At 63.7% G+C, this 17,364-nt stretch carries 16 protein-coding genes; 5 read left to right on the top strand and 11 right to left on the bottom strand.

Annotated elements, in window-relative coordinates:
- Positions 1–130: 130 nt before the first annotated feature.
- On the bottom strand, positions 131–610 hold the full coding sequence (locus MTX19_RS20755) for a cupin domain-containing protein (protein ID WP_280979074.1): 480 nt from the start codon (positions 608–610) through the stop codon (positions 131–133).
- Between the two features lie 118 nt (positions 611–728).
- Here MTX19_RS20755 and MTX19_RS20760 point away from each other — a divergent pair, with 118 nt between their 5' ends.
- On the top strand, positions 729–1,637 hold the full coding sequence (locus MTX19_RS20760) for a LysR family transcriptional regulator (RefSeq protein WP_280979075.1): 909 nt from the start codon (positions 729–731) through the stop codon (positions 1,635–1,637).
- Positions 1,638–1,860: 223 nt separating this feature from the next.
- On the opposite strand, the gene MTX19_RS20765 is transcribed toward MTX19_RS20760, so the two are convergent.
- Together MTX19_RS20765 and MTX19_RS20770 are read right to left on the bottom strand one after the other, a co-directional pair.
- Positions 1,861–2,142: a high potential iron sulfur protein gene (locus MTX19_RS20765; protein WP_280979076.1), complete on the bottom strand. Its 282-nt coding sequence runs from the start codon at positions 2,140–2,142 to the stop codon at positions 1,861–1,863.
- 49 nt (positions 2,143–2,191) lie between these two features.
- Entirely contained in the window at positions 2,192–2,611 is a 420-nt protein-coding gene (locus MTX19_RS20770) for a DUF5602 domain-containing protein (RefSeq protein ID WP_280985441.1), read from the bottom strand.
- A 464-nt stretch (positions 2,612–3,075) separates the two neighbouring features.
- Here MTX19_RS20770 and MTX19_RS20775 point away from each other — a divergent pair, with 464 nt between their 5' ends.
- The gene (locus tag MTX19_RS20775; RefSeq protein WP_280979077.1) at positions 3,076–4,194 is read left to right on the top strand and encodes an IS110 family transposase; all 1,119 of its coding nucleotides are present in this window, start codon (positions 3,076–3,078) and stop codon (positions 4,192–4,194) included.
- A 445-nt stretch (positions 4,195–4,639) separates the two neighbouring features.
- The gene (locus MTX19_RS20780) at positions 4,640–5,695 is read left to right on the top strand and encodes an IS110 family transposase (RefSeq protein ID WP_280979078.1); all 1,056 of its coding nucleotides are present in this window, start codon (positions 4,640–4,642) and stop codon (positions 5,693–5,695) included.
- Between the two features lie 527 nt (positions 5,696–6,222).
- Here MTX19_RS20780 and MTX19_RS20785 read toward each other — a convergent pair.
- The 3 genes from MTX19_RS20785 to MTX19_RS20795 all read right to left on the bottom strand — a co-directional run bounded on the left by MTX19_RS20785 (position 6,223) and on the right by MTX19_RS20795 (position 8,432).
- Entirely contained in the window at positions 6,223–7,122 is a 900-nt protein-coding gene (locus MTX19_RS20785) for a dihydrodipicolinate synthase family protein (RefSeq protein WP_280985442.1), read from the bottom strand.
- A 272-nt stretch (positions 7,123–7,394) separates the two neighbouring features.
- A complete protein-coding gene (locus MTX19_RS20790; protein WP_280979079.1) occupies positions 7,395–7,901 on the bottom strand; it encodes a cupin domain-containing protein in 507 nt (168 codons plus the stop codon).
- 51 nt (positions 7,902–7,952) lie between these two features.
- Positions 7,953–8,432 (bottom strand): carboxymuconolactone decarboxylase family protein, encoded by a 480-nt coding sequence (locus MTX19_RS20795; RefSeq protein ID WP_280979080.1) that lies wholly within the window; start codon positions 8,430–8,432, stop codon positions 7,953–7,955.
- 95 nt (positions 8,433–8,527) lie between these two features.
- On the opposite strand from MTX19_RS20795, the gene MTX19_RS20800 reads away from it, so the two are divergent.
- A complete protein-coding gene (locus MTX19_RS20800) occupies positions 8,528–9,100 on the top strand; it encodes a MarR family transcriptional regulator (protein WP_280985443.1) in 573 nt (190 codons plus the stop codon).
- Between the two features lie 55 nt (positions 9,101–9,155).
- Positions 9,156–10,391, top strand: a complete 1,236-nt coding sequence (locus MTX19_RS20805; RefSeq protein WP_280979082.1) for a lytic murein transglycosylase — start codon at positions 9,156–9,158, stop codon at positions 10,389–10,391.
- Between the two features lie 882 nt (positions 10,392–11,273).
- Here the strand turns inward: MTX19_RS20805 and MTX19_RS20810 are convergent.
- From MTX19_RS20810 to MTX19_RS20830, 5 genes are all read right to left on the bottom strand, one after another.
- On the bottom strand, positions 11,274–12,083 hold the full coding sequence (locus MTX19_RS20810) for a glucose 1-dehydrogenase (RefSeq protein WP_280979083.1): 810 nt from the start codon (positions 12,081–12,083) through the stop codon (positions 11,274–11,276).
- An 18-nt stretch (positions 12,084–12,101) separates the two neighbouring features.
- Positions 12,102–13,943 (bottom strand): single-stranded-DNA-specific exonuclease RecJ, encoded by a 1,842-nt coding sequence (recJ, locus tag MTX19_RS20815; protein ID WP_280979084.1) that lies wholly within the window; start codon positions 13,941–13,943, stop codon positions 12,102–12,104.
- A gap of 154 nt (positions 13,944–14,097) precedes the next feature.
- Positions 14,098–14,817, bottom strand: coding sequence for a haloacid dehalogenase type II (locus MTX19_RS20820; RefSeq protein WP_280979085.1), 720 nt, complete (start codon positions 14,815–14,817; stop codon positions 14,098–14,100).
- 138 nt (positions 14,818–14,955) lie between these two features.
- The gene (gene glpX, locus MTX19_RS20825; protein WP_280971763.1) at positions 14,956–15,954 is read right to left on the bottom strand and encodes a class II fructose-bisphosphatase; all 999 of its coding nucleotides are present in this window, start codon (positions 15,952–15,954) and stop codon (positions 14,956–14,958) included.
- Between the two features lie 76 nt (positions 15,955–16,030).
- Entirely contained in the window at positions 16,031–17,350 is a 1,320-nt protein-coding gene (locus MTX19_RS20830) for a homoserine dehydrogenase (protein WP_280979086.1), read from the bottom strand.
- Positions 17,351–17,364 lie beyond the last annotated feature (14 nt).

Below are 17,364 nucleotides of genomic sequence, written 5' to 3' on the forward strand. Positions count from 1 at the left end.
AGCGACCAAGCTCGCGCGGCGACGCAATATGTCGCGAAGGGCCAATTGCCGAAATCGCGACCCGCTCGGCAGAGAGCTGCTGATTTGTGCAAGGAAGCCGCAGCGTCCCCGACGCCGCGGCTTCAGAGTTTCACGCCGACGGCGGTTTGATAGTTACACCGTACTTGGAAGCAATCGCCACCAGCCTTGGGGGGTCCGGCATGCCGCCACGGGTAGCGGTTTCGAGGTCCGCGAACATTTGATCAAGGCCGCAGCTGGGCGTACTGAGCATGAGGACGCGAGCGGTCTCGTCCCCGACATTGCGGAAAGCATGGTAGCGCCCGCGGGCACCGAAGAAAAAATCACCCGGACCGACGGTAAGCGGCGCGGCCTCGCCTTCTCGCTCGATCAGGATCTCGCCACTTAGGACATAGAAGGCCTCGTCCTCGCGGCTATGCGTATGTAGTGGCGCCCCCGCTCCCGGCGGGATGACGGCCTCCCAAAACGACAGGGACCCGCCTGTTTCAGCACCCGTTACCTTGTAAATGTGGGTGACGCCCAACACGTTCAGTGTCGAACCGGCTTCAGGCTCACGCGAAAGGGCCGTAGCCGCAGCGAGACTGTTGGTCATTTCCAATCTCCTGTTCTCTGCCCCAATCATTGCGATCGCCAGATAACTAGCTCCGTTTGGGAAGTCTGATTAGCCGGTATTCTCTGGACTTGCCGTTCTGATTTCAGGACAATCGGCGATGGATCCTCTCGACGGAATCGCTGCCTTTGTTCGTGTGGTCGATAGCGGAAGCTTTTCGGCGGCGGCGGCTCGCTTGAAGATTTCCAAGTCCGCGGTCAGTGCCCATGTGCAACGGCTCGAGAATCGCCTGGGCGTTCGCCTTCTGAATCGGACGACCCGTCGAGTATCCCTAACCGAGGCGGGCGCGGCCTATTATCGCCATTGCATCCGAATTCTCGCCGAGGCTGAAGCGGCTGAGCAGGCAGCTGCTGCGCTCCAACACCAACCGCGCGGTACGCTGCGCATTTCGGCGCCGGACAGCTTTGGATGGATGCATGTCGCTCCGGCGCTTTCGGGCTTCTTGAGACGCTATTCGGAGCTTGCCGTCCACATCACGCTAAGTCCGGCCCATGTAAACCTCGTCGACGAGGGTCTCGATCTCGCCATTCGCATCGGTGTACTCGAGGATTCTCGGCTCGTGGTGCGCAAGCTTGCGCCGTCGCGCATTATTCTTTGTGCTGCGCCGGCTTATCTCGATGCGCGCGGAATGCCTCGCAAGCCAGAGGACTTGACACAGCACAACTGCATCTGCACGGCCCTGCTCCCGTGGGGCGGCGAATGGTCGCTTATAGGCCCACGCGGGAAGGTGCGCATGGCGGTGAGCGGGAGTTTCCGAAGCAACAGCGCCGAGATGCTGCGGGCGGCGGCTCTCGATGGCGTCGGCATCTCGGTGCTACCAACATGGGCTGCGGCCGAACCGCTGCGCACGGGCGCGCTCAGACGCGTACTTCCCAGATGGGAGCTGCCAGCCAGCGCCATCTACGCCGTCTATCCCGGCAATCGCCTGATGTCCATGAAGGTCCGCGCGTTCGTCAACCATCTCGCCCGCAGTTTCGGGAGACCGCCCCATTGGGACGCCAACATCTAGCAAGCAGGAGGGCTCTGAACTGTCATCCGATTGCGTGCGGCCGCGAGCTGTTGCGGCGAAGCTGACGCCTATTGGGCCGATGAAATCCATGTTCGCGATGGCAGCGCATAGGGCGTACTAGCGAAGAGGCTGGGCAAGAATAGCGATCTCGACTATCAGGCGGGCGGCGCGGCGGCCGAACGCACTTGAGTAGCCAGCATGGTGGCAGTGGCGCAATTAAAAACTAATGGGCATTCTCTCGCGCCGCAAAATACTGGCACCAGCCATGAGGGGTGATCGGGCTCTGCACGATCTTGCAATGGTTGGGCGGCTCAAATTGCAGACAAATCTCGCAGCGCTGCTGGTCGTTTGGCGTAGTCTGATATTTGGCGTCGGCATGCGAAATCTTTTGCGCTTCGCTCAGTTCTGGCTGAGCGCGAGCAGGCGAGGCCACAGCTTCTGCAACCGAGGCAGCGGCGACGAGAGTTAGTTGCAGCATCCCGCGACGCGAGACGCTGCTTTCCATTATGATGATCCTCATGGGCACCGGCAGGTGAACACTTTCCGGGTTTCTTTTACTTCGCGACGAGTTGCTCCTGCGCCTTCGGAACGTGCCAAAGCACGATGTGATAGTGCGGTTCAGGGACGCCGGGGTGGCCTGCATTGTAGTAGATGCTGACGTGATCGACTTTCCCGCCTGGCGCCGCCAGATCATCCCACTTTTTTTGCGCATCGAGGTCTTTGAGCGGGATCATAAAGATCGTGCTCACAAGCTTTTCCTGGTGGTCATAGGCGAGGAACGGCCCCTCGGGAAGAGTCTTAGGGTCGACATAAAGCGTGCCTATGCCCGGCAGGAAATCAGGTAGCTTCACGAGCTCGCTCACTTTCTTGTAGGGACCACCGGGCGGCGCTTTTTCGACCTTCTGAGCACCTGCCGGTAGTGCGGACAGGACCAGGATGCCGCAGACTGCAACAACTCCAAGAATTCTACGCATGCGTTTGCTCCCGCTGTCTGTGCTATATGGCGCGTGCGCGATCCCGCGGCGCACAAGGCGCGGCCGATGGAAGGCCGAAGACACTTGCCAAATAAAGAGACTCGCTAAAATGAGATGACGTTCTCGCGGGCGGGTTCCCGCCGTCACTCAAATTTGATCCATGCGATGGCACTTCTGGCTTCGCCTGATGCGAGCAACGCATCATCGGAATACTGAGCCGAGATGCAATCGCGCTACCGAGCGGAGATACGCGCCTCCGGCGCTTATGCGAATTCCACGCTGATGCTCACCGCCGCGCGTTCCGCGGCGCCAGAGAAGTGATGGTTGCGCATCGCAGCAACGTCGACATACCGATGACTGCTAGACTGTATGTCCCCTCCACAAAATGAGGCGACTCACCTTCGATGTTGCGACGAGGGTTGCCTGGATGGACCGGGCAGAGCCTCAAACAAGGAGGGCGAGTCGTGGGTCATCATACCGAGGTCTTTGTCGGAATCGATACGTCAAAATCGCGCAATGCAATAGCCATTGCCGAAGGCGGCCGTGGCGGCGAGGTACGATATCTCGGGGAGTTTTCTGCCACGGAGGCAACGATCCGAAAGCTGGTGGCAAAGCTTGCAGCGAAATGCTGTCATCTGACATTTTGCTACGAAGCAGGGCCGACAGGATATGGCCTCTACAGACTGCTCAAGAGCCTCGGCCATGACTGCCTGGTGGTGGCTCCCTCGCTCGTTCCGAAGAAGGCCGGCGATCGAGTGAAGACGAACCGGCGCGATGCGGTAAGCCTCGCCAAGCTGTTGCGCGCGGGCGAGCTCACCGCGGTGTGGGTGCCGGACGAGCGCCATGAGGCTATGCGCGATCTCTCGCGCGCCCGTCAGGCAGTAAAGAAGGACCTCCAGGGCAAGCGTCAACAGATCTCGTCATTGATGCTGCGGCTGGGACGCATCTATCCGGGCAAGACAACGTGGGGACCAGCCCACATGAGATGGCTGATGTCGCAGAAGCTCGAGCATCGCGAGCAGCGCATCGCATTCGAAGAGTTACTTGAGGGGATACGCCAGGAAAGTGAGCGGATGGAGCGTTTGGAGGATGCCATCCGCGAGGTGGTGGCCGAGTGGTCGCTTGCCGAGGTTGTCGCGGCCCTGCAGGCGATGCGGGGGATTGATCTCATTGCGGCTGTGGGGGTGCTGGCCGAGATCGGTGATCTCTCCCGCTTTCAAAATCCGCGCGAGCTGATGGGCTATCTGGGTCTGGTGCCCACGGAAAACTCGACTGGTGACAAGGTCAAGCGAGGCGGCATCACCAAAGCCGGTAATGGGCGGGCGCGACGTATTCTTGTGGAGGCGGCCTGGAGCTATCGATATCCGCCGCGCGTGAGCCGAGACAAGCAGCCAAAGGTGGAGGCCGCACCGAGACGCGCGCGAGAGATTGCGTGGAAAGCGCAAACCAGATTGTGCGGACGCTTCCGCTCACTCGAGCGGAAGGGCAAGCGGCGAACCGTAATCGTCACGGCGATTGCCCGAGAGCTATCCGCCTTCATTTGGGCAATCAATCGCGAGCTCATGCCACCTCGACAGGCGTAACGTCGTTGGGGGCTGTGGACCGCTCGAGTCGTGAGGTGCGCTCGACCGGCCCACAGCCCCCTTTTGTTGCAATCAGGATCAGGGGTAGTCGCAGACATCAATCGTGCAGAGGTGAAGGTGGGACCACGGCAGGGGAAATCCTGAAACCCATTATGTGGCCGATCATCCGATCGACGCCCGACGCTAGACCAGGACAGCCCCAGACGAAAAAACGGAAATGCGGTATCCAACCCGCGCATCAGAGCCTGTTCACCGACGTCTTTGGGTCCCGCCTTCTCCTCTGCACGATCCATCGGCGCAAGAACTTCACGATGAGTCCTCGTGGAGATGAGAAAACCGTGCGCTGTGTGCTTGACTGGGGACATCAGAATGGAATGGTCCGGCCGTGCTCCGGCCCCGCCAGTGCGAGAAGCTGGCAAGGGGCGCTCAGGTCAAGGAGCACGCCATGTCTCGGAACCTCAACACAGCGGTCGCCGTGATCGGCATCGATATCGGCAAGAACTCGTTCCACCTCGTAGGTCATGATCACCGCGGTGCCATCGTGCTGCGGCAGAAGTGGTCACGCAGCCAGGTGGAAAGACGGCTCGCCAACTTCCCGCCCTGCTTGATCGGGATGGAGGCTTGCGTCGGCGCGCATCACCTCAGTCGCAAGCTCCAAATGCTCGGCCACGACGCTCGCTTGATGCCGGCGAAAGACGTGCGCCCGTATTCGAAAGGACAGAAGAATGACTTCCGAGATGCGGAAGCCATCGCCGAGGCTGTCCAACGCCCGACCATGAAATTCGTCGCAACCAAGACAGCCGATCAGCTCGACCTTCAGGCGCTGCACCGCGTCCGCGATCGATTGGTCAGTCAGCGTACCGGCGTCATCAATCAGATCCGTGCGTTTCTGCTGGAGCGGGGCATCGCCGTACGCCAAGGCCTGCATTCCCTGCGATCCGAGTTGCCGGGTATCCTCGCGACGCGCACCGATGTGCTCTCGCCTCGCATGTTACGCATCATCGAGGATCTGGCGGGCGACTGGCGCCGGCTGGATGCGCGTATCGAGGGGCTGTCTAGCGAGATCGAAACGCTGGCTCGTCAAGATAAGGCTTGCGAGCGACTGATGACAGTGCCCGGCATTGGACCGCTTATCTCGAGTGCAATGGTCGCCGCGATTGGCAGTGGAGACGTGTTCTCGAAAGGCCGCGACTTCGGCGCCTGGCTTGGACTGGTGCCGAAGCAGATATCGACCGGCGACCGCACGATCCTCGGCAAGATATCAAGGCGCGGCAATCGCTACCTACGCGCGCTGTTCGTCCAAGCCGCATGGGTGGTGCTGGTCAGGGTGAAGTGCTGGGAGCGCTACGGCCTCAAATCTTGGATCGAAGCTGCCAAGAAGCGATTGCATCACAACGTGCTGGCGATTGCGCTCGCCAACAAGCTCGCCCGGATCGCCTGGGCGGTTCTCAACAAAGGACGTGCCTTCGAGTGCGTCAAGGCTGAGGAGACGGCGTCCTGACCTGGCCGATCCTCGCGCCGTGCTCGGGGCCGTCAAGGCGCAGCCTGGCAGCGTAGAGCAAGACGTCAGGACAGCACGACGGCCGGCCTTGACGGCCCCTTGCGCGCGGCGCGTCTGCGCGCGCAGGCCGGGACGAAGGAACGACCGCCAGGCACGAACAAAGGAACAGCGCGAAGTGAGGAGCTATCGAGATGATGTAACCAACATCCCTTACCCGCCGAGGTCTGCGAGAGGATGCGACGACGATGGAAGATCGGTCTTCCCGGCGCATGCGAACACTGGTGACCCGAATGGCCCGTTCGAGGCCTGTCCGCTAATCAGCTCGAATGCGTGCTGATATCCATGATGGCCCGGAGCACAGCACGCTCCAATCAGAGGCCGGATACATTGATGCAAGACCGCATCTGACAGGTTGCCGAAACCTCTTGCAACGCGCGGCCGGACCATACATCGGGTCATTTTCGACGGATTCAGTGGGGCTGTCGGCTGGTTGATGTCCGCTCGCCCCCGAAAGCGACGAAGCCGATTCAACCAAAATCGATCTGCATTCCGGCCATTGTCTCCTCGACTCTCTTCTGCCCTTCCGCAGGCAGCGGCATGATCGGGCGCGGAGGCTCCGCTGCACAGATTCCTCTGAGATTGGCGATTGCGTAAACCACACGCAGGCTCGAGAACGTCTTGAACAGGTCCCAGATCGGTTGCAGGCGCTGGTTGAGCCGTCGCGCCTCTGCGGCGTTGCCGCTCGTCGCAGCGCGGACGATGTCGAGGCAGATCTTCGGGAAAATTCCTGCGAGAACGCTGTACCAGGTCTCGCCGCCGGCCAGCAGCGCCTCAGTGCAATTCCAGTCGGCGCTGTAACCCAAGGAGAAGCCACTCGGGACGACGGCTCGCAATTCCGCGACATGGCCCGATACGGCAGCAGGGTCCGGCGCAGGACTCTTCACCGCGACGATTCCATCGACGCGGCTCAAACGACCGATCAGGGCCGGCGTGAAGCGGAAATGCGTCGTGCCGGGATTGTCGTAGATGCAAATCGGCAACCGGCTCTCACGCACTACCGTTTGGAAATGCTCGAAAACTTCGTCATCCGTCAGTGGCGTATAGGAAACGGGCGCCAAAAGCCCTGCCCCCGCGCCGGCATCGCGTGCATCCTGGGCCAATCTCACAGTCTCGTCGGTCCGGAGCGCGCCGATCCCGACCAATATCGGCGTCCGCCCTTCTGCCAGGCGGACCGCCGCCTGGACGGCACGTCGCCGCTCGTCGCGCCCAAGATACGGATATGAGCCCGTGCTCCCGAGCAGCCCAACCGAATCCACCTTCGCGGCAATCAGGGGTTCTACCAAGGCTCCGAGAGCACCGACGTCGACCCGCCCGTCTCGAGCTGATGGCGTGATTGGAAAGGCGGAAAGTCCCTTCAGATCGATCATCGGTCTATTCCTCTTCAGTAGCCGTCGCTTGATCGGGCGCCCCGGCATAGGAAGCCCGACCAGCGCCACATCGTTGGACGAACCACAAATACCGGTCGACTGGATGAGGGATGATCCAATTGCGATCGATCTCGGCTCCGAGATGGACCAGCGACCTCCATCGCGCTTGCCGCCAATAGGCATGGAGCGGCATTGGCTGGCAGCGCCATCCAGTTCCTATCGATGCTTCCGGCGACGCTCAGCCGTCGAGACGCGGCCTGCCGCGTCCATGGTTATTCGAGCATCGTGGTCAGTTGTGCGCCCTCGTCGGCCACGAACACCGCGATCAATTCCGCCGGCTCCGTCGTGCTCGCATTGGCCGAGACGACGTGGGTGGAGCCCGGCGGCTCGAAGAAGGACTGGCCGACCTTGAACGTCTCAACCGGCCCGCCGCCGAGTTGAGAGCGGATTTCGCCCTTGGTGATGTAGGCCGTCACCGAGCCGGCGTGGCGATGCGGAGGCGTAAATCCGCCGGGACCGTAGAACACGCGCACCACCGTGACGCGCTTGCCCGGGACATCCGGCAATGCATGCGAGCTGATGACCTCGACCTTGTCGAGCGGAGACGCTGCGTTCGCGGCTGCGCACAGCGGCGTCACCGCCGAGGAGATCGCGTCCATCGAAATCGGCACGGCCTTGCCGATCGCCATGGCGCAGGCCAGTCCCGCGACGATTGCGAGCGAAACCGGCCGCGGCGGTCGGACGAATGGAAGAGACAGTGTCGCTACCATCGACGTCATCGGTTCTTCTCCCTGTTCTGTTGTCGTCCAATCTGCTCCAACGAAAGGGCGTTACGATGCAGCATCGTTCGCCGTCTGCTTCCGCGCCGGCGGCGTCCAGCGATAGGCCGCGCCGAACCGGTTCCAGACGTTGATCGATGCGATCGCCGAGGTGAGATAAGTCAGCTCCGGCTCAGGGAACTCCGCGGTCGCCTGCGCATAAACCTCGTCGCTCACGCCGTTCGGCAGCGTCGTCAACGCTTCGGTCCAGGCCAGCGCGGCGCGCTCGCGCGCCGAGAATTGCGGCGCCTCGCGCCACACCACGACAAGGTTCAGCTTGTCGGCGGGAATGCCGAGGTTCTCGCCCTGCAGGATGTGATACTGTACGCAAAAGGCGCAGCCGTTGATCTGCGAGGCGCGAAGCTTGACGAGCTCGAGCAGCTGCTTGTCGAGTCCGGCCTTTGCCGCAAACTGCCCGAGTGAACGCACGACGGCGAACACATCGGGCGCGAGCTTCTCGAAATCAGTGTATTCCTTACGACCATGTGACATCAGCTTTGCCTCGTGTTATCAGAGTCATGATATCTTATAAGAGCACTGATAATATGAGCAAGACATCGACGTCGACGAAGGCACGATCGGTTGGCATGGCCGAGATGCGAAAACGCGGAAAATCCGCCGCCGCCGGAAAGCGGCCCGCGAGAGGCCGGACCGGAAGAAGGCATGCGGGAGACCGAAAAGCGCCTGCGGCAGCGCCGGCCCTCGCCGTCCCCCCACCACCCGGCCAGGGCAAACGCGGCGAGCAGGGCTATCTCGGCTATCTGCTTCGCCAGGCCCAGGCGGCGTCGCGGCTGTCGATGGAGCGCGCGCTCGCCCGCCTCGGCGTCACCACGCCGCAATTCGTCGTCCTCACCATGCTGAAAGCCTATCCGGGCCTCTCCGGCGCGGACCTCGCGCGGGTCGCGATCCTGACGCCTCAGACCGTCAACGTGATCATCCGCAACCTCGAGCGCGACGGCGCAATCCGCAAGACGCCGCACCCCGTTCACGGCCGGGTGCTGCAATGGACGCTGACCCGCCGTGGAACCATCCTGCTCGCGCAATGCCGCCGCCACGCCCAGGCATTGGAGCGGCGGCTGTCCGCAGGCCTTTCCGCCCAGGCGGAACAGGTGGTCCGGCGCTGGCTGTCAAAAATCGCCACAGATTTGCAGGATAGCTAGCCACTGCGGCGGCGTGGCTTTTGGTCCATTCGCGCCCCGCCGCTACACTGGCCGTATGAAACAGCTTGATTCTCCGAACTCCCCTGCCCGCCGTGCCGTCCTGAAGGCGGGTCTTGCCGCGGGCGCGGTGTTCGTCAATCCGCTGCGCGCGTTTGCGGCCGCTCCTCCGGGCTTTGACCAGTGGCGCGACAATTTTCGCGGCCGCGCGCTGGCGAAGGGCATCTCGGACGCGACCTGGAACCGCTGCATGGCGCGGGTCGAGCCCGACATGAGCGTGTTCAGGCAGATGCGCAATCAGCCTGAATTCCACGAGCAGATCTGGCAGTACATCAACCGCCGCGTCTCCGATTGGCGCATCATCCATGGCCGCGAGGCGCTCCGGAAACATGAGGCGCTGTTCGCCCGGATCGAACGCGACTTCGGCGTCGAGCGCGGCACATTGCTGGCGCTATGGGGTGTCGAGTCCGCCTATGGCGATCCGCTGGTGCAGCAGAACCACATGACGCCGGTCTTTCCCTCCCTTGCCGCGCTCGCCTGGAACGAGCCGCGCCGCAAGGCTTATTGGGAGACCGAGCTGATCAACGCGATGAAGATCGTCCAGCGTGGCTGGAGCACGCCGGAAGAGATGCGCGGCTCCTGGGCCGGCGCGATGGGCCATTCGCAGTGGATGCCGGAAGTCTGGCTCAATGTCGGCTTCGACTATGACGGCGACGGCAAGGTCTCGCCGTTCGGCCGGCCCGACGACGCGCTGGGATCGACCGCGAAATACCTCGTCAATCGCGGCAAGTGGCGCCGCGGCGAGCATTGGGGCTACGAGGTCCGTGCGCCCGGCGGCGGTGCCGGCGGCAGCCGCAGCTATGCGGCCTGGGCGAACGCCGGCGTGACGCGCGCCGACGGACATCCGTTCCCGCAGCCGAATGCATCGGCACAACTCTGGATTCCGGTCCAGGGCGGACCGGCGTTCCTGCTCGGACCGAACTTCTATTCGGTCAAGAGCTACAACCCCTCGATGAACTACGCGCTGGCGATCTGCCATCTCGGCGATCGCTGCCTCGGCGGACCGCCCTTCATCCAGCCGTTCCCCGGCTCGGAGCGCGCGCTGACGCTGGCGGAAGTGCAGGAGATGCAGACGCGCCTGACCAAGGCCGGCTTCGACACGGGCGGCACCGACGGCCGCGTCGGCAATGACACCATGAAGGCTATCAAGGACTATCAGATCAGGACCGGCCTTCAGCCCGCCGACGGCTATGGCGGGCTGAAGGTGCTGGCGCGGCTACGCCAGGGTGGCTAGCACCGCTGCGACAAACGGTCTCGACGGGCAACTCAACAAAACCCGTCAAGCCCTTGGGCGAGAAATATTTCTGTTTTCCAGAAATGCAACTCAGTGTATGAATGGCCCGTCTCACCCGCTTGAGGGGCGCTTCGCGATCGTCACGAGTGTTGGGTCGAGATGCGGTGGACGCCTCACGTGCAACTGACGAGTGCGCATGCGGCGGACGGTGAAGTCGTGCAGGCCTGACGCCCTAGTGGCAGGTGTCTCCTTGCAAAGCGCGAAGCGCTTTTGCAAAGACGGTGACAACAAAGCCCAGTCTCGCCGGGGAGAGCACGTATAAGCCGTAAAGCCATCGCGCAGGGAAAGCCGGAGTGTTTCCGGTTTCACCTGTGGTCCTACCTCCCGAGCTTTCCATTTGCTCGGGACCCATGGGTGCGATCGGCACCCGGCTTTCCCTGCGCCCTCTGCTCAAGGAGAGGGCGGAACGAAATGCAAAGCTCGGACGATTTGCGCCGCGAGAACGCGAAGCCATATCTCCACGACTGTCATCGCCCGCGAAAGCGGGCGATCCAGTATTCCAGAGGCAGCAGTGATTGATCCGAGAGGCCGCAGCGTACTGGATACCCCGCATGCGCGGGGTATGACGGCGGAGAGATGGATTGCTTCCGCCTCCGCCGAGGCTTCGGCGGACAAGTCGCTTCGCCCGCAATGACGCGGAGAGAACTCCATCACCGTCATGCCCGCGCAACGGCATTGCCGTTGTCGCTGGAGGAGGCCGCTCAGCGGCCGTCTCGAAGCACGACGGCCACCGGCCGGGCCGCGCATCCTTCGAGACGCGCGTTCCGCGCTCAGGATGACGGAACTAATGCAAGCAATCGCTTCGCTCGCAACGCCGGAGACTCACTGCTGCCGCACGACTCCGCCGGCGTTCATCCCGCCGTCGATGACGAGCTCGGTGCCGGTCACATAGCGCGACGCGTCCGAGGCCAGATAGAGCACGCCCTGCGCGATCTCGATCGCCTGCCCGGCACGGCCAAGCGGCGCCGCAAATCTGGCGCGCTCCTCGGGATCGATCGGCGCATTCTGGCCGGCGCCAGCCGCACCGGTCGGGATCTTGCCCCAGATCGGCGTGTCGATGATACCCGGATGCACGGAGTTGACGCGGATGCCGTCGCCAACTTGCGCGCACTCCATCGCGATCGCCTTGGCAAACAGCCGCACGCCGCCCTTGGTCGCGCAGTAGCCGGCGAGGTTTGCCGAACCGCGGAGGCCGGCGAGCGACGACATCATGATGATCGAGCCGCCGCCATGCTTGCGCATCAGCGGCAAGGAATGCTTCACCGACAGGAAGACGCCGTCGAGATTGATCGCAGTCTGCCGGCGCCAATCCTGCAGCGACATCTCGACGATCGAAGGCACGCCGATGCCGATTCCCGCGTTGGACACCATCACGTCGAGCCGGCCATGCCGCTTGCCGATCTCGGCGACGACTTCGATCCAGCGCTCCTCGCTGGTGACGTCCTGCGCCAGGAAGCTCACGTCGCGACCGGCGTTCCTGAGGCGCGCGGCAAGCTCAGGCCCGTTCAACTCGTCGATGTCGGTCGCGACGACGGTCGCGCCCTCCTGCGCCAGCAACTCCACGATCGCCGCGCCGATGCCCGACGCGCCGCCGGTCACCAGCGCGACCTTGCCTTCAACCTGTCCTGACATGTCCACTCCCAACGTTTCTTATCTGATCACCGCCGGGCCCTGATCCGGCACCGCGACGTCGAGCACACGGAATTGCACACGTTCGGTACCCTGCCAACGGTCGACTGCAAGGGAGCCCGCCACGTGCAGTTGCTGGCCGCGATTTTGCGTCAAGGCGCTGCCGAGCGTCTGTCCGACGGAGCGGAATGCGATACCATTCACGATGGAGCCGTCGCCCGACTTGAAGCGCAGCCTCAGATGCGCCTGACCGACCTCGTCGGCATAGACGAGCTGATGCGACGGCAGCGCGATCACCGGCTCCGGATTGGCGCTGCCGAACGGACCCGCGCGGTTCAGTGTTGCGGCGAACTCGGGCGTCACGGCGCGCGCGGTCACCGCGCCGTCGATGAAGAGCTCGTTCTCGTGGCGCGAGTTGGCGACGTCGGCAGCGAGCGCGTTCTCGAGGTAGGCGCGGAATTCGGCGAGCTTCTCCTTGCGCAGCGTCACGCCGGCGGCCATCGCGTGACCGCCGCCCTTCATGAGGAGACCGTCGTGCACCGCCTGCCGCACCGCCTTGCCGAGATCGACGCCGCCGATCGAGCGGCCCGATCCCGTGCCGATGCCGCCCGGTTCGAGCGCGATCGCAAAGGCGGGGCGCGCGAATTTCTCCTTCAGCCGCGCGGCCACCAGTCCGACCACGCCGGGGTGCCAGCCTTCCGCCGCGGTGACGATCACCGCGCCCTTGTCCTCGAGCCCGAGCGACGCCAGCGCCTCGGCTTCGGCCTGCGCCTCGGCCGCCTGCTCGATCACGCGGCGCTCGGTGTTGAGACGATCGAGCTCGGCGGCAATCCGCGCCGCCTCCGACACGTCGCCTTCCAGCAGCAGGCGCACGCCGAGATCGGCGCGCCCGATGCGGCCGCCGGCATTGATGCGCGGTCCCAGCATGAAGCCGAGATGCCAGGCTTCCGGCGGGCCGTTCAGCCGCGACACATCCATCAGCGCGGTGTGGCCGAGGTGATCACGGCGGCGCATCGCGATCAGGCCCTTGGCCACAAAGGCGCGGTTGAGCCCGATCAGCGGCGCGACGTCGGCGACTGTGCCGAGCGCAACATGGTGCAGCATGCCGAGCAGATCGGGCTCCGGCATCTCGCTGGTCCAGAACCCGCGCTGCCGCAGTTCGCGGTTCACCGCCACCAGCGTCACCAGCACGAGACCGACAGCCGCGAGATGACCGAGGCCCGAGAGATCGTCGGGCCGGTTCGGATTCACCAGCGCATCGACCTCGGGCAACTGATCGCCGGTCTGGTGGTGGTCGATCACGACGACCGACATTCCGAGCTTCTTCGCTTCGGCCAGCGGCTCGATGCTGGTGGTGCCGCAGTCGACCGTGACGAGCAGTGTCGCGCCCTTCGCCGCCAGCGCGCGGACGGCCTCGGAGTTTGGCCCATAGCCTTCGAACAGGCGGTCGGGAATGTGGATCAGCGGGTCCAGTCCGCAATGGCGCAGATGCCAGGCGAGCAGCGCCGCCGAGGTCGCGCCGTCGACGTCATAGTCGCCGAAGATCGCGACCTTCTCGCCGTGCTGTGCCGCGTCCGCAATGCGCTTGGCCGCCGTCTCCATGTCGGTCACGGTATGAGGATCGGGCATCAGCTTGCGAATGGTCGGATCGAGGAAGTCGGGGACCGCATCGATCCCGACATCGCGCCCCGCCAGCACGCGCGCCAGCATTTCCGGCAGATTGTGGCGCTGGACGATCGCGAGCGCCCGCGCCGCTCCGCGTGCATCCAGCCGGTCGCGCCAGAATTTTCCAGTCAAGGACCGCGTCACGCCGAGGAACGCCGGCGGCGCCTCGACGGGCAGTGCGGATGCGTGGAGCGTCATGATCCCTTCCGAGCCAGAGCGTTTTCAAGCGAAGTGGAGACCGGTTCGCGTGAAGAAAACGCGTCAAGACAAGATCTGGAGCATCGGTTCTGATGCAATCAGAACCGATGCTCCAAGCAGGAATCGTAACGCGACAATGATTCGCAAGCCAGTGCTAGCAACCCATCCGGTCGGCTATCCCACCGAAATCCTTGGCAACGATGTCCCAGTCGCCGGTGGCCTCGAAATCGTATTTCTGCAGCGGACCGTATTCGGCCGGACGCGCCACAAACGCCGTCTTCAGGCCGAGCTTCTGCGCGTGCTTCAGATCATAATTGTGCGCAGCGACCATCATCACCTGCTCCGGCGGCAGGCAGAGCAGCTTCGCCGCACCGAGATAGGTCTCCGGATCGGGTTTGTAATGCTCGAACAGCTCGGCCGACATGATCAGGTCCCACGGGAGCCCTGCGAACTTCGCCATGTTGGTCAGCAGCGCGACGTTGCCGTTCGAGAGCGGCGAGATGATGTATTTCGTTTTCAGCCGCGTCAGCCCGGCGACGCTGTCGGCCCACGGGTGCAGGCGATGCCAGCCCATCGTCAGATGGTGCAGATCGGCGTCCGTCAGCCCCTTGATATCGAACTGCGCGACCAGCTTCTCCAAAGAGCGGCGGTGCAGCACGTCGAGGATGACGTAGCCGTTCTGCGGATTCTTGCGCACCTCGTCCATCGAGGCGGCATAGACCACGCGCCAGCCATCGACCAGCGCGGTCCAGTCGGCCTTGATACCCCGCGTCTCCGACCATTTGGTAAAGTCGTTGATCAGGCTGGTGCGCCAGTCGACCACCGTCCCGAACACGTCGAACACCAGCGCCTTGACCGCGGAAAGATCGGACATGTTCGCCTCCCTTGTTATTATTCGTTCTTGGTTCGTCATTCCGGGGCGCGCGTCAGCGCGAACCCGGAATCTCGAGGTTTCCCGATGCGCAATTGCGCATCTGTGTTCATCCTGCGGATGCCCCGGAACGACAGTGCATCAATCGAGGTGGAACTTGTCGAACTGCCGGTGCTCGGCCTTGATGTAGCGTACGGTGCCGGTGACGGAGCGCATCACGACCGTCTCGGTCTCGATCACGTCCTTCTTGAACTTCACGCCGGTCAGCAGCGAGCCGGTAGTGACGCCGGTTGCGGCGAACAGGCAGTCGCCCTTGGCCATGTCCTCGATGCCGTAGATCATCTTCGGATCGGTGACGCCCATCTTGTGCGCGCGCTCGCGCTTCTCCTCGCTGTCGAGGATCAGGCGGCACTGCATCTGACCGCCGATGCAGCGCAGCGCAACCGCCGCCAGCACGCCCTCGGGCGCGCCGCCGGTGCCGATATACATGTCGACGCCGGTCTCATCGGGCTTGGCACAGTGAATGACGCCGGCGACGTCGCCGTCGGTAATCAGCTGCACGGCAGCGCCCGTCGAGCGCACGCTGTTGATGATCTCGGCATGACGCGGACGGTCGAGCACCAGAACGGTGATGGCGGAGGGATCCACACCCTTGGCCTTGGCGAGCCGGCGCACGTTGTCGGCCGGCGGCGCGTCGAGCTCGATCACGTTCTTGGCGAAGCCCGGACCGATTGCGATCTTCTGCATGTAGACGTCGGGCGCGTGCAGCAGCGTGCCGCCATCGGCCATCGCCATCGTGGCGATCGAGCCGGGCATGTTCTTGGCGCAAAGCGTGGTGCCCTCGAGCGGGTCGACCGCGATGTCGACCTTGGGACCGGCGTTGAGCCCGACCTTCTCGCCGATGAACAGCATCGGCGCCTCGTCGCGCTCGCCCTCGCCGATCACGATGGTGCCTTCGATCGGCAGCTTGTTGAGCTCGCGGCGCATCGCGTCGACCGCGGCCTTGTCCGCGGCCTTCTCCTGCCCGTGGCCGCGCAGCCGCGCGGCCGACACCGCCGCGCGCTCCGTCACCCGCACGATTTCGAGCGTCAGGATGCGCTCAAGCAGCATCTGCGGCGGAACGGAAATATGGGTCGACATCGGCGTACTCCTTAAAGCCTCACGGGCCACGCTGCCCGCATCAATCGTCTTGCGCCCGTCCCGTTCAGGTCGCGCGCTAGTTTTTCTCGATCCGGATCACCTGCGGCCGGCCGCTGATGACCTTATCGCGCTGCACTGCGGCCAAAGCGCGATGCACCGCATCCTCACTGGTGGCATAGGTAATCAGAATGACAGGAACCGGTGAAGGTTTTTTGGCCGCACCATTCAGATCAACGCCATCCGGATGCCGTTGCACGATCGATTCCAGTGATATCTTCTGTTCCGCGAGCCGGGTGGCGATTGTTGCGGCAGTGCCTGCAAGATCGCGCGCCATCAGGCGAATATAATACCCACCCTCGTGGCGTTCCATCGGCGCCTTGGTGGTGCCGCGCAACCGCTCCACCGGGCGGCCGAACGGCTTGGCCCTGATTCCACGCGCGACGTCGGCGATGTCGGCGACCACCGCAGAGGCCGTCGCCGCGCCGCCGGCCCCGGGGCCGACCAGCGTGATCGGCGGAATCCCCTCGCCGTCGATCGTCACCGCATTGGTAACGCCCATCACCTGGGCGATCGACGACGATTTCGGCACCATGGTCGGATGCACGCGCTGCTCGATGCCCTTGGCGGTGCGCACGGCAACCCCGAGCAGCTTGACGCGATAGCCGAGTTCTTCGGCTGCGCGCAGGTCTTCAGGCGTGATCGAGGAGATACCTTCGACATAGACGGCGCTTTGCGCGACCTTGGTTCCGAAGGCGAGGCTCGCCAGGATCGCCAACTTCTGCGCGGTGTCGTGGCCGTCGACGTCGAAGGACGGGTTGGCTTCGGCATAGCCGAGGCGCTGGGCATCCTTCAGGCACTCGGCGAACGATAGCCCCTCGTGCTCCATCCGCGTCAGGATGTAATTGCAGGTGCCGTTGAGGATACCGTAGACGCGATTGACGCCGGTGCCGGCGAGTCCCTCGCGCAGCGTCTTGATGACCGGGATCGCCGCACCGACCGCCGCTTCGAAGTTGAGAGCGCCGCCGTGCTTCTCGGCAGCCGCGGCCAGCCGCAGCCCGTGCTTGGCGATCAGTGCCTTGTTGGCAGTGACCACGGACTTGCCGGTCTTCAGGGCCGTCTCGATTGCGGAGAATGCGGGATCGCCGGCGCCGCCCATCAATTCGACAAAGCAGTCGATGTTGGGATCCTCGGCCAGCGCCTGCGGGCTCTTGGCCCATTCAATGCCGCGCAGGTCGAGGCTGCGTTTCTTGGCCTTCGACCGCGCCGTGACGGCGACGACGCGCACGCCGCGGCCGCTGCGTTCGGACAGCATGCGTCCCTGCGCTTCGATCAGGCGGACGACGTCGGCACCGACGGTGCCGAGCCCCGCTATGCCCACTTTGAGGGGTGCGACCATGTGAGTAAGGAACC

The sequence above is a fragment of the Bradyrhizobium sp. ISRA464 genome, assembly GCF_029910095.1.
GTDB lineage: Bacteria > Pseudomonadota > Alphaproteobacteria > Rhizobiales > Xanthobacteraceae > Bradyrhizobium.

Bases quoted from the DNA above. Each gene is read 5' to 3' on its own strand.
- MTX19_RS20805 (WP_280979082.1), top strand. From the start codon at position 9,156: ATGAAACAGCTTGATTCTCCGAACTCCCCTGCCCGCCGTGCCGTCCTG.
- MTX19_RS20760 (WP_280979075.1), top strand. From the start codon at position 729: ATGGATCCTCTCGACGGAATCGCTGCCTTTGTTCGTGTGGTCGATAGC.
- MTX19_RS20785 (WP_280985442.1), bottom strand. From the start codon at position 7,122: ATGATCGATCTGAAGGGACTTTCCGCCTTTCCAATCACGCCATCAGCT.
- MTX19_RS20770 (WP_280985441.1), bottom strand. From the start codon at position 2,611: ATGCGTAGAATTCTTGGAGTTGTTGCAGTCTGCGGCATCCTGGTCCTG.
- MTX19_RS20795 (WP_280979080.1), bottom strand. From the start codon at position 8,432: ATGTCACATGGTCGTAAGGAATACACTGATTTCGAGAAGCTCGCGCCC.
- MTX19_RS20830 (WP_280979086.1), bottom strand. From the start codon at position 17,350: ATGGTCGCACCCCTCAAAGTGGGCATAGCGGGGCTCGGCACCGTCGGT.
- MTX19_RS20790 (WP_280979079.1), bottom strand. From the start codon at position 7,901: ATGACGTCGATGGTAGCGACACTGTCTCTTCCATTCGTCCGACCGCCG.
- MTX19_RS20755 (WP_280979074.1), bottom strand. From the start codon at position 610: ATGACCAACAGTCTCGCTGCGGCTACGGCCCTTTCGCGTGAGCCTGAA.
- MTX19_RS20780 (WP_280979078.1), top strand. From the start codon at position 4,640: ATGTCTCGGAACCTCAACACAGCGGTCGCCGTGATCGGCATCGATATC.
- glpX (WP_280971763.1), bottom strand. From the start codon at position 15,954: ATGTCGACCCATATTTCCGTTCCGCCGCAGATGCTGCTTGAGCGCATC.
- MTX19_RS20810 (WP_280979083.1), bottom strand. From the start codon at position 12,083: ATGTCAGGACAGGTTGAAGGCAAGGTCGCGCTGGTGACCGGCGGCGCG.
- MTX19_RS20820 (WP_280979085.1), bottom strand. From the start codon at position 14,817: ATGTCCGATCTTTCCGCGGTCAAGGCGCTGGTGTTCGACGTGTTCGGG.
- recJ (WP_280979084.1), bottom strand. From the start codon at position 13,943: ATGACGCTCCACGCATCCGCACTGCCCGTCGAGGCGCCGCCGGCGTTC.
- MTX19_RS20765 (WP_280979076.1), bottom strand. From the start codon at position 2,142: ATGGAAAGCAGCGTCTCGCGTCGCGGGATGCTGCAACTAACTCTCGTC.
- MTX19_RS20800 (WP_280985443.1), top strand. From the start codon at position 8,528: ATGGCCGAGATGCGAAAACGCGGAAAATCCGCCGCCGCCGGAAAGCGG.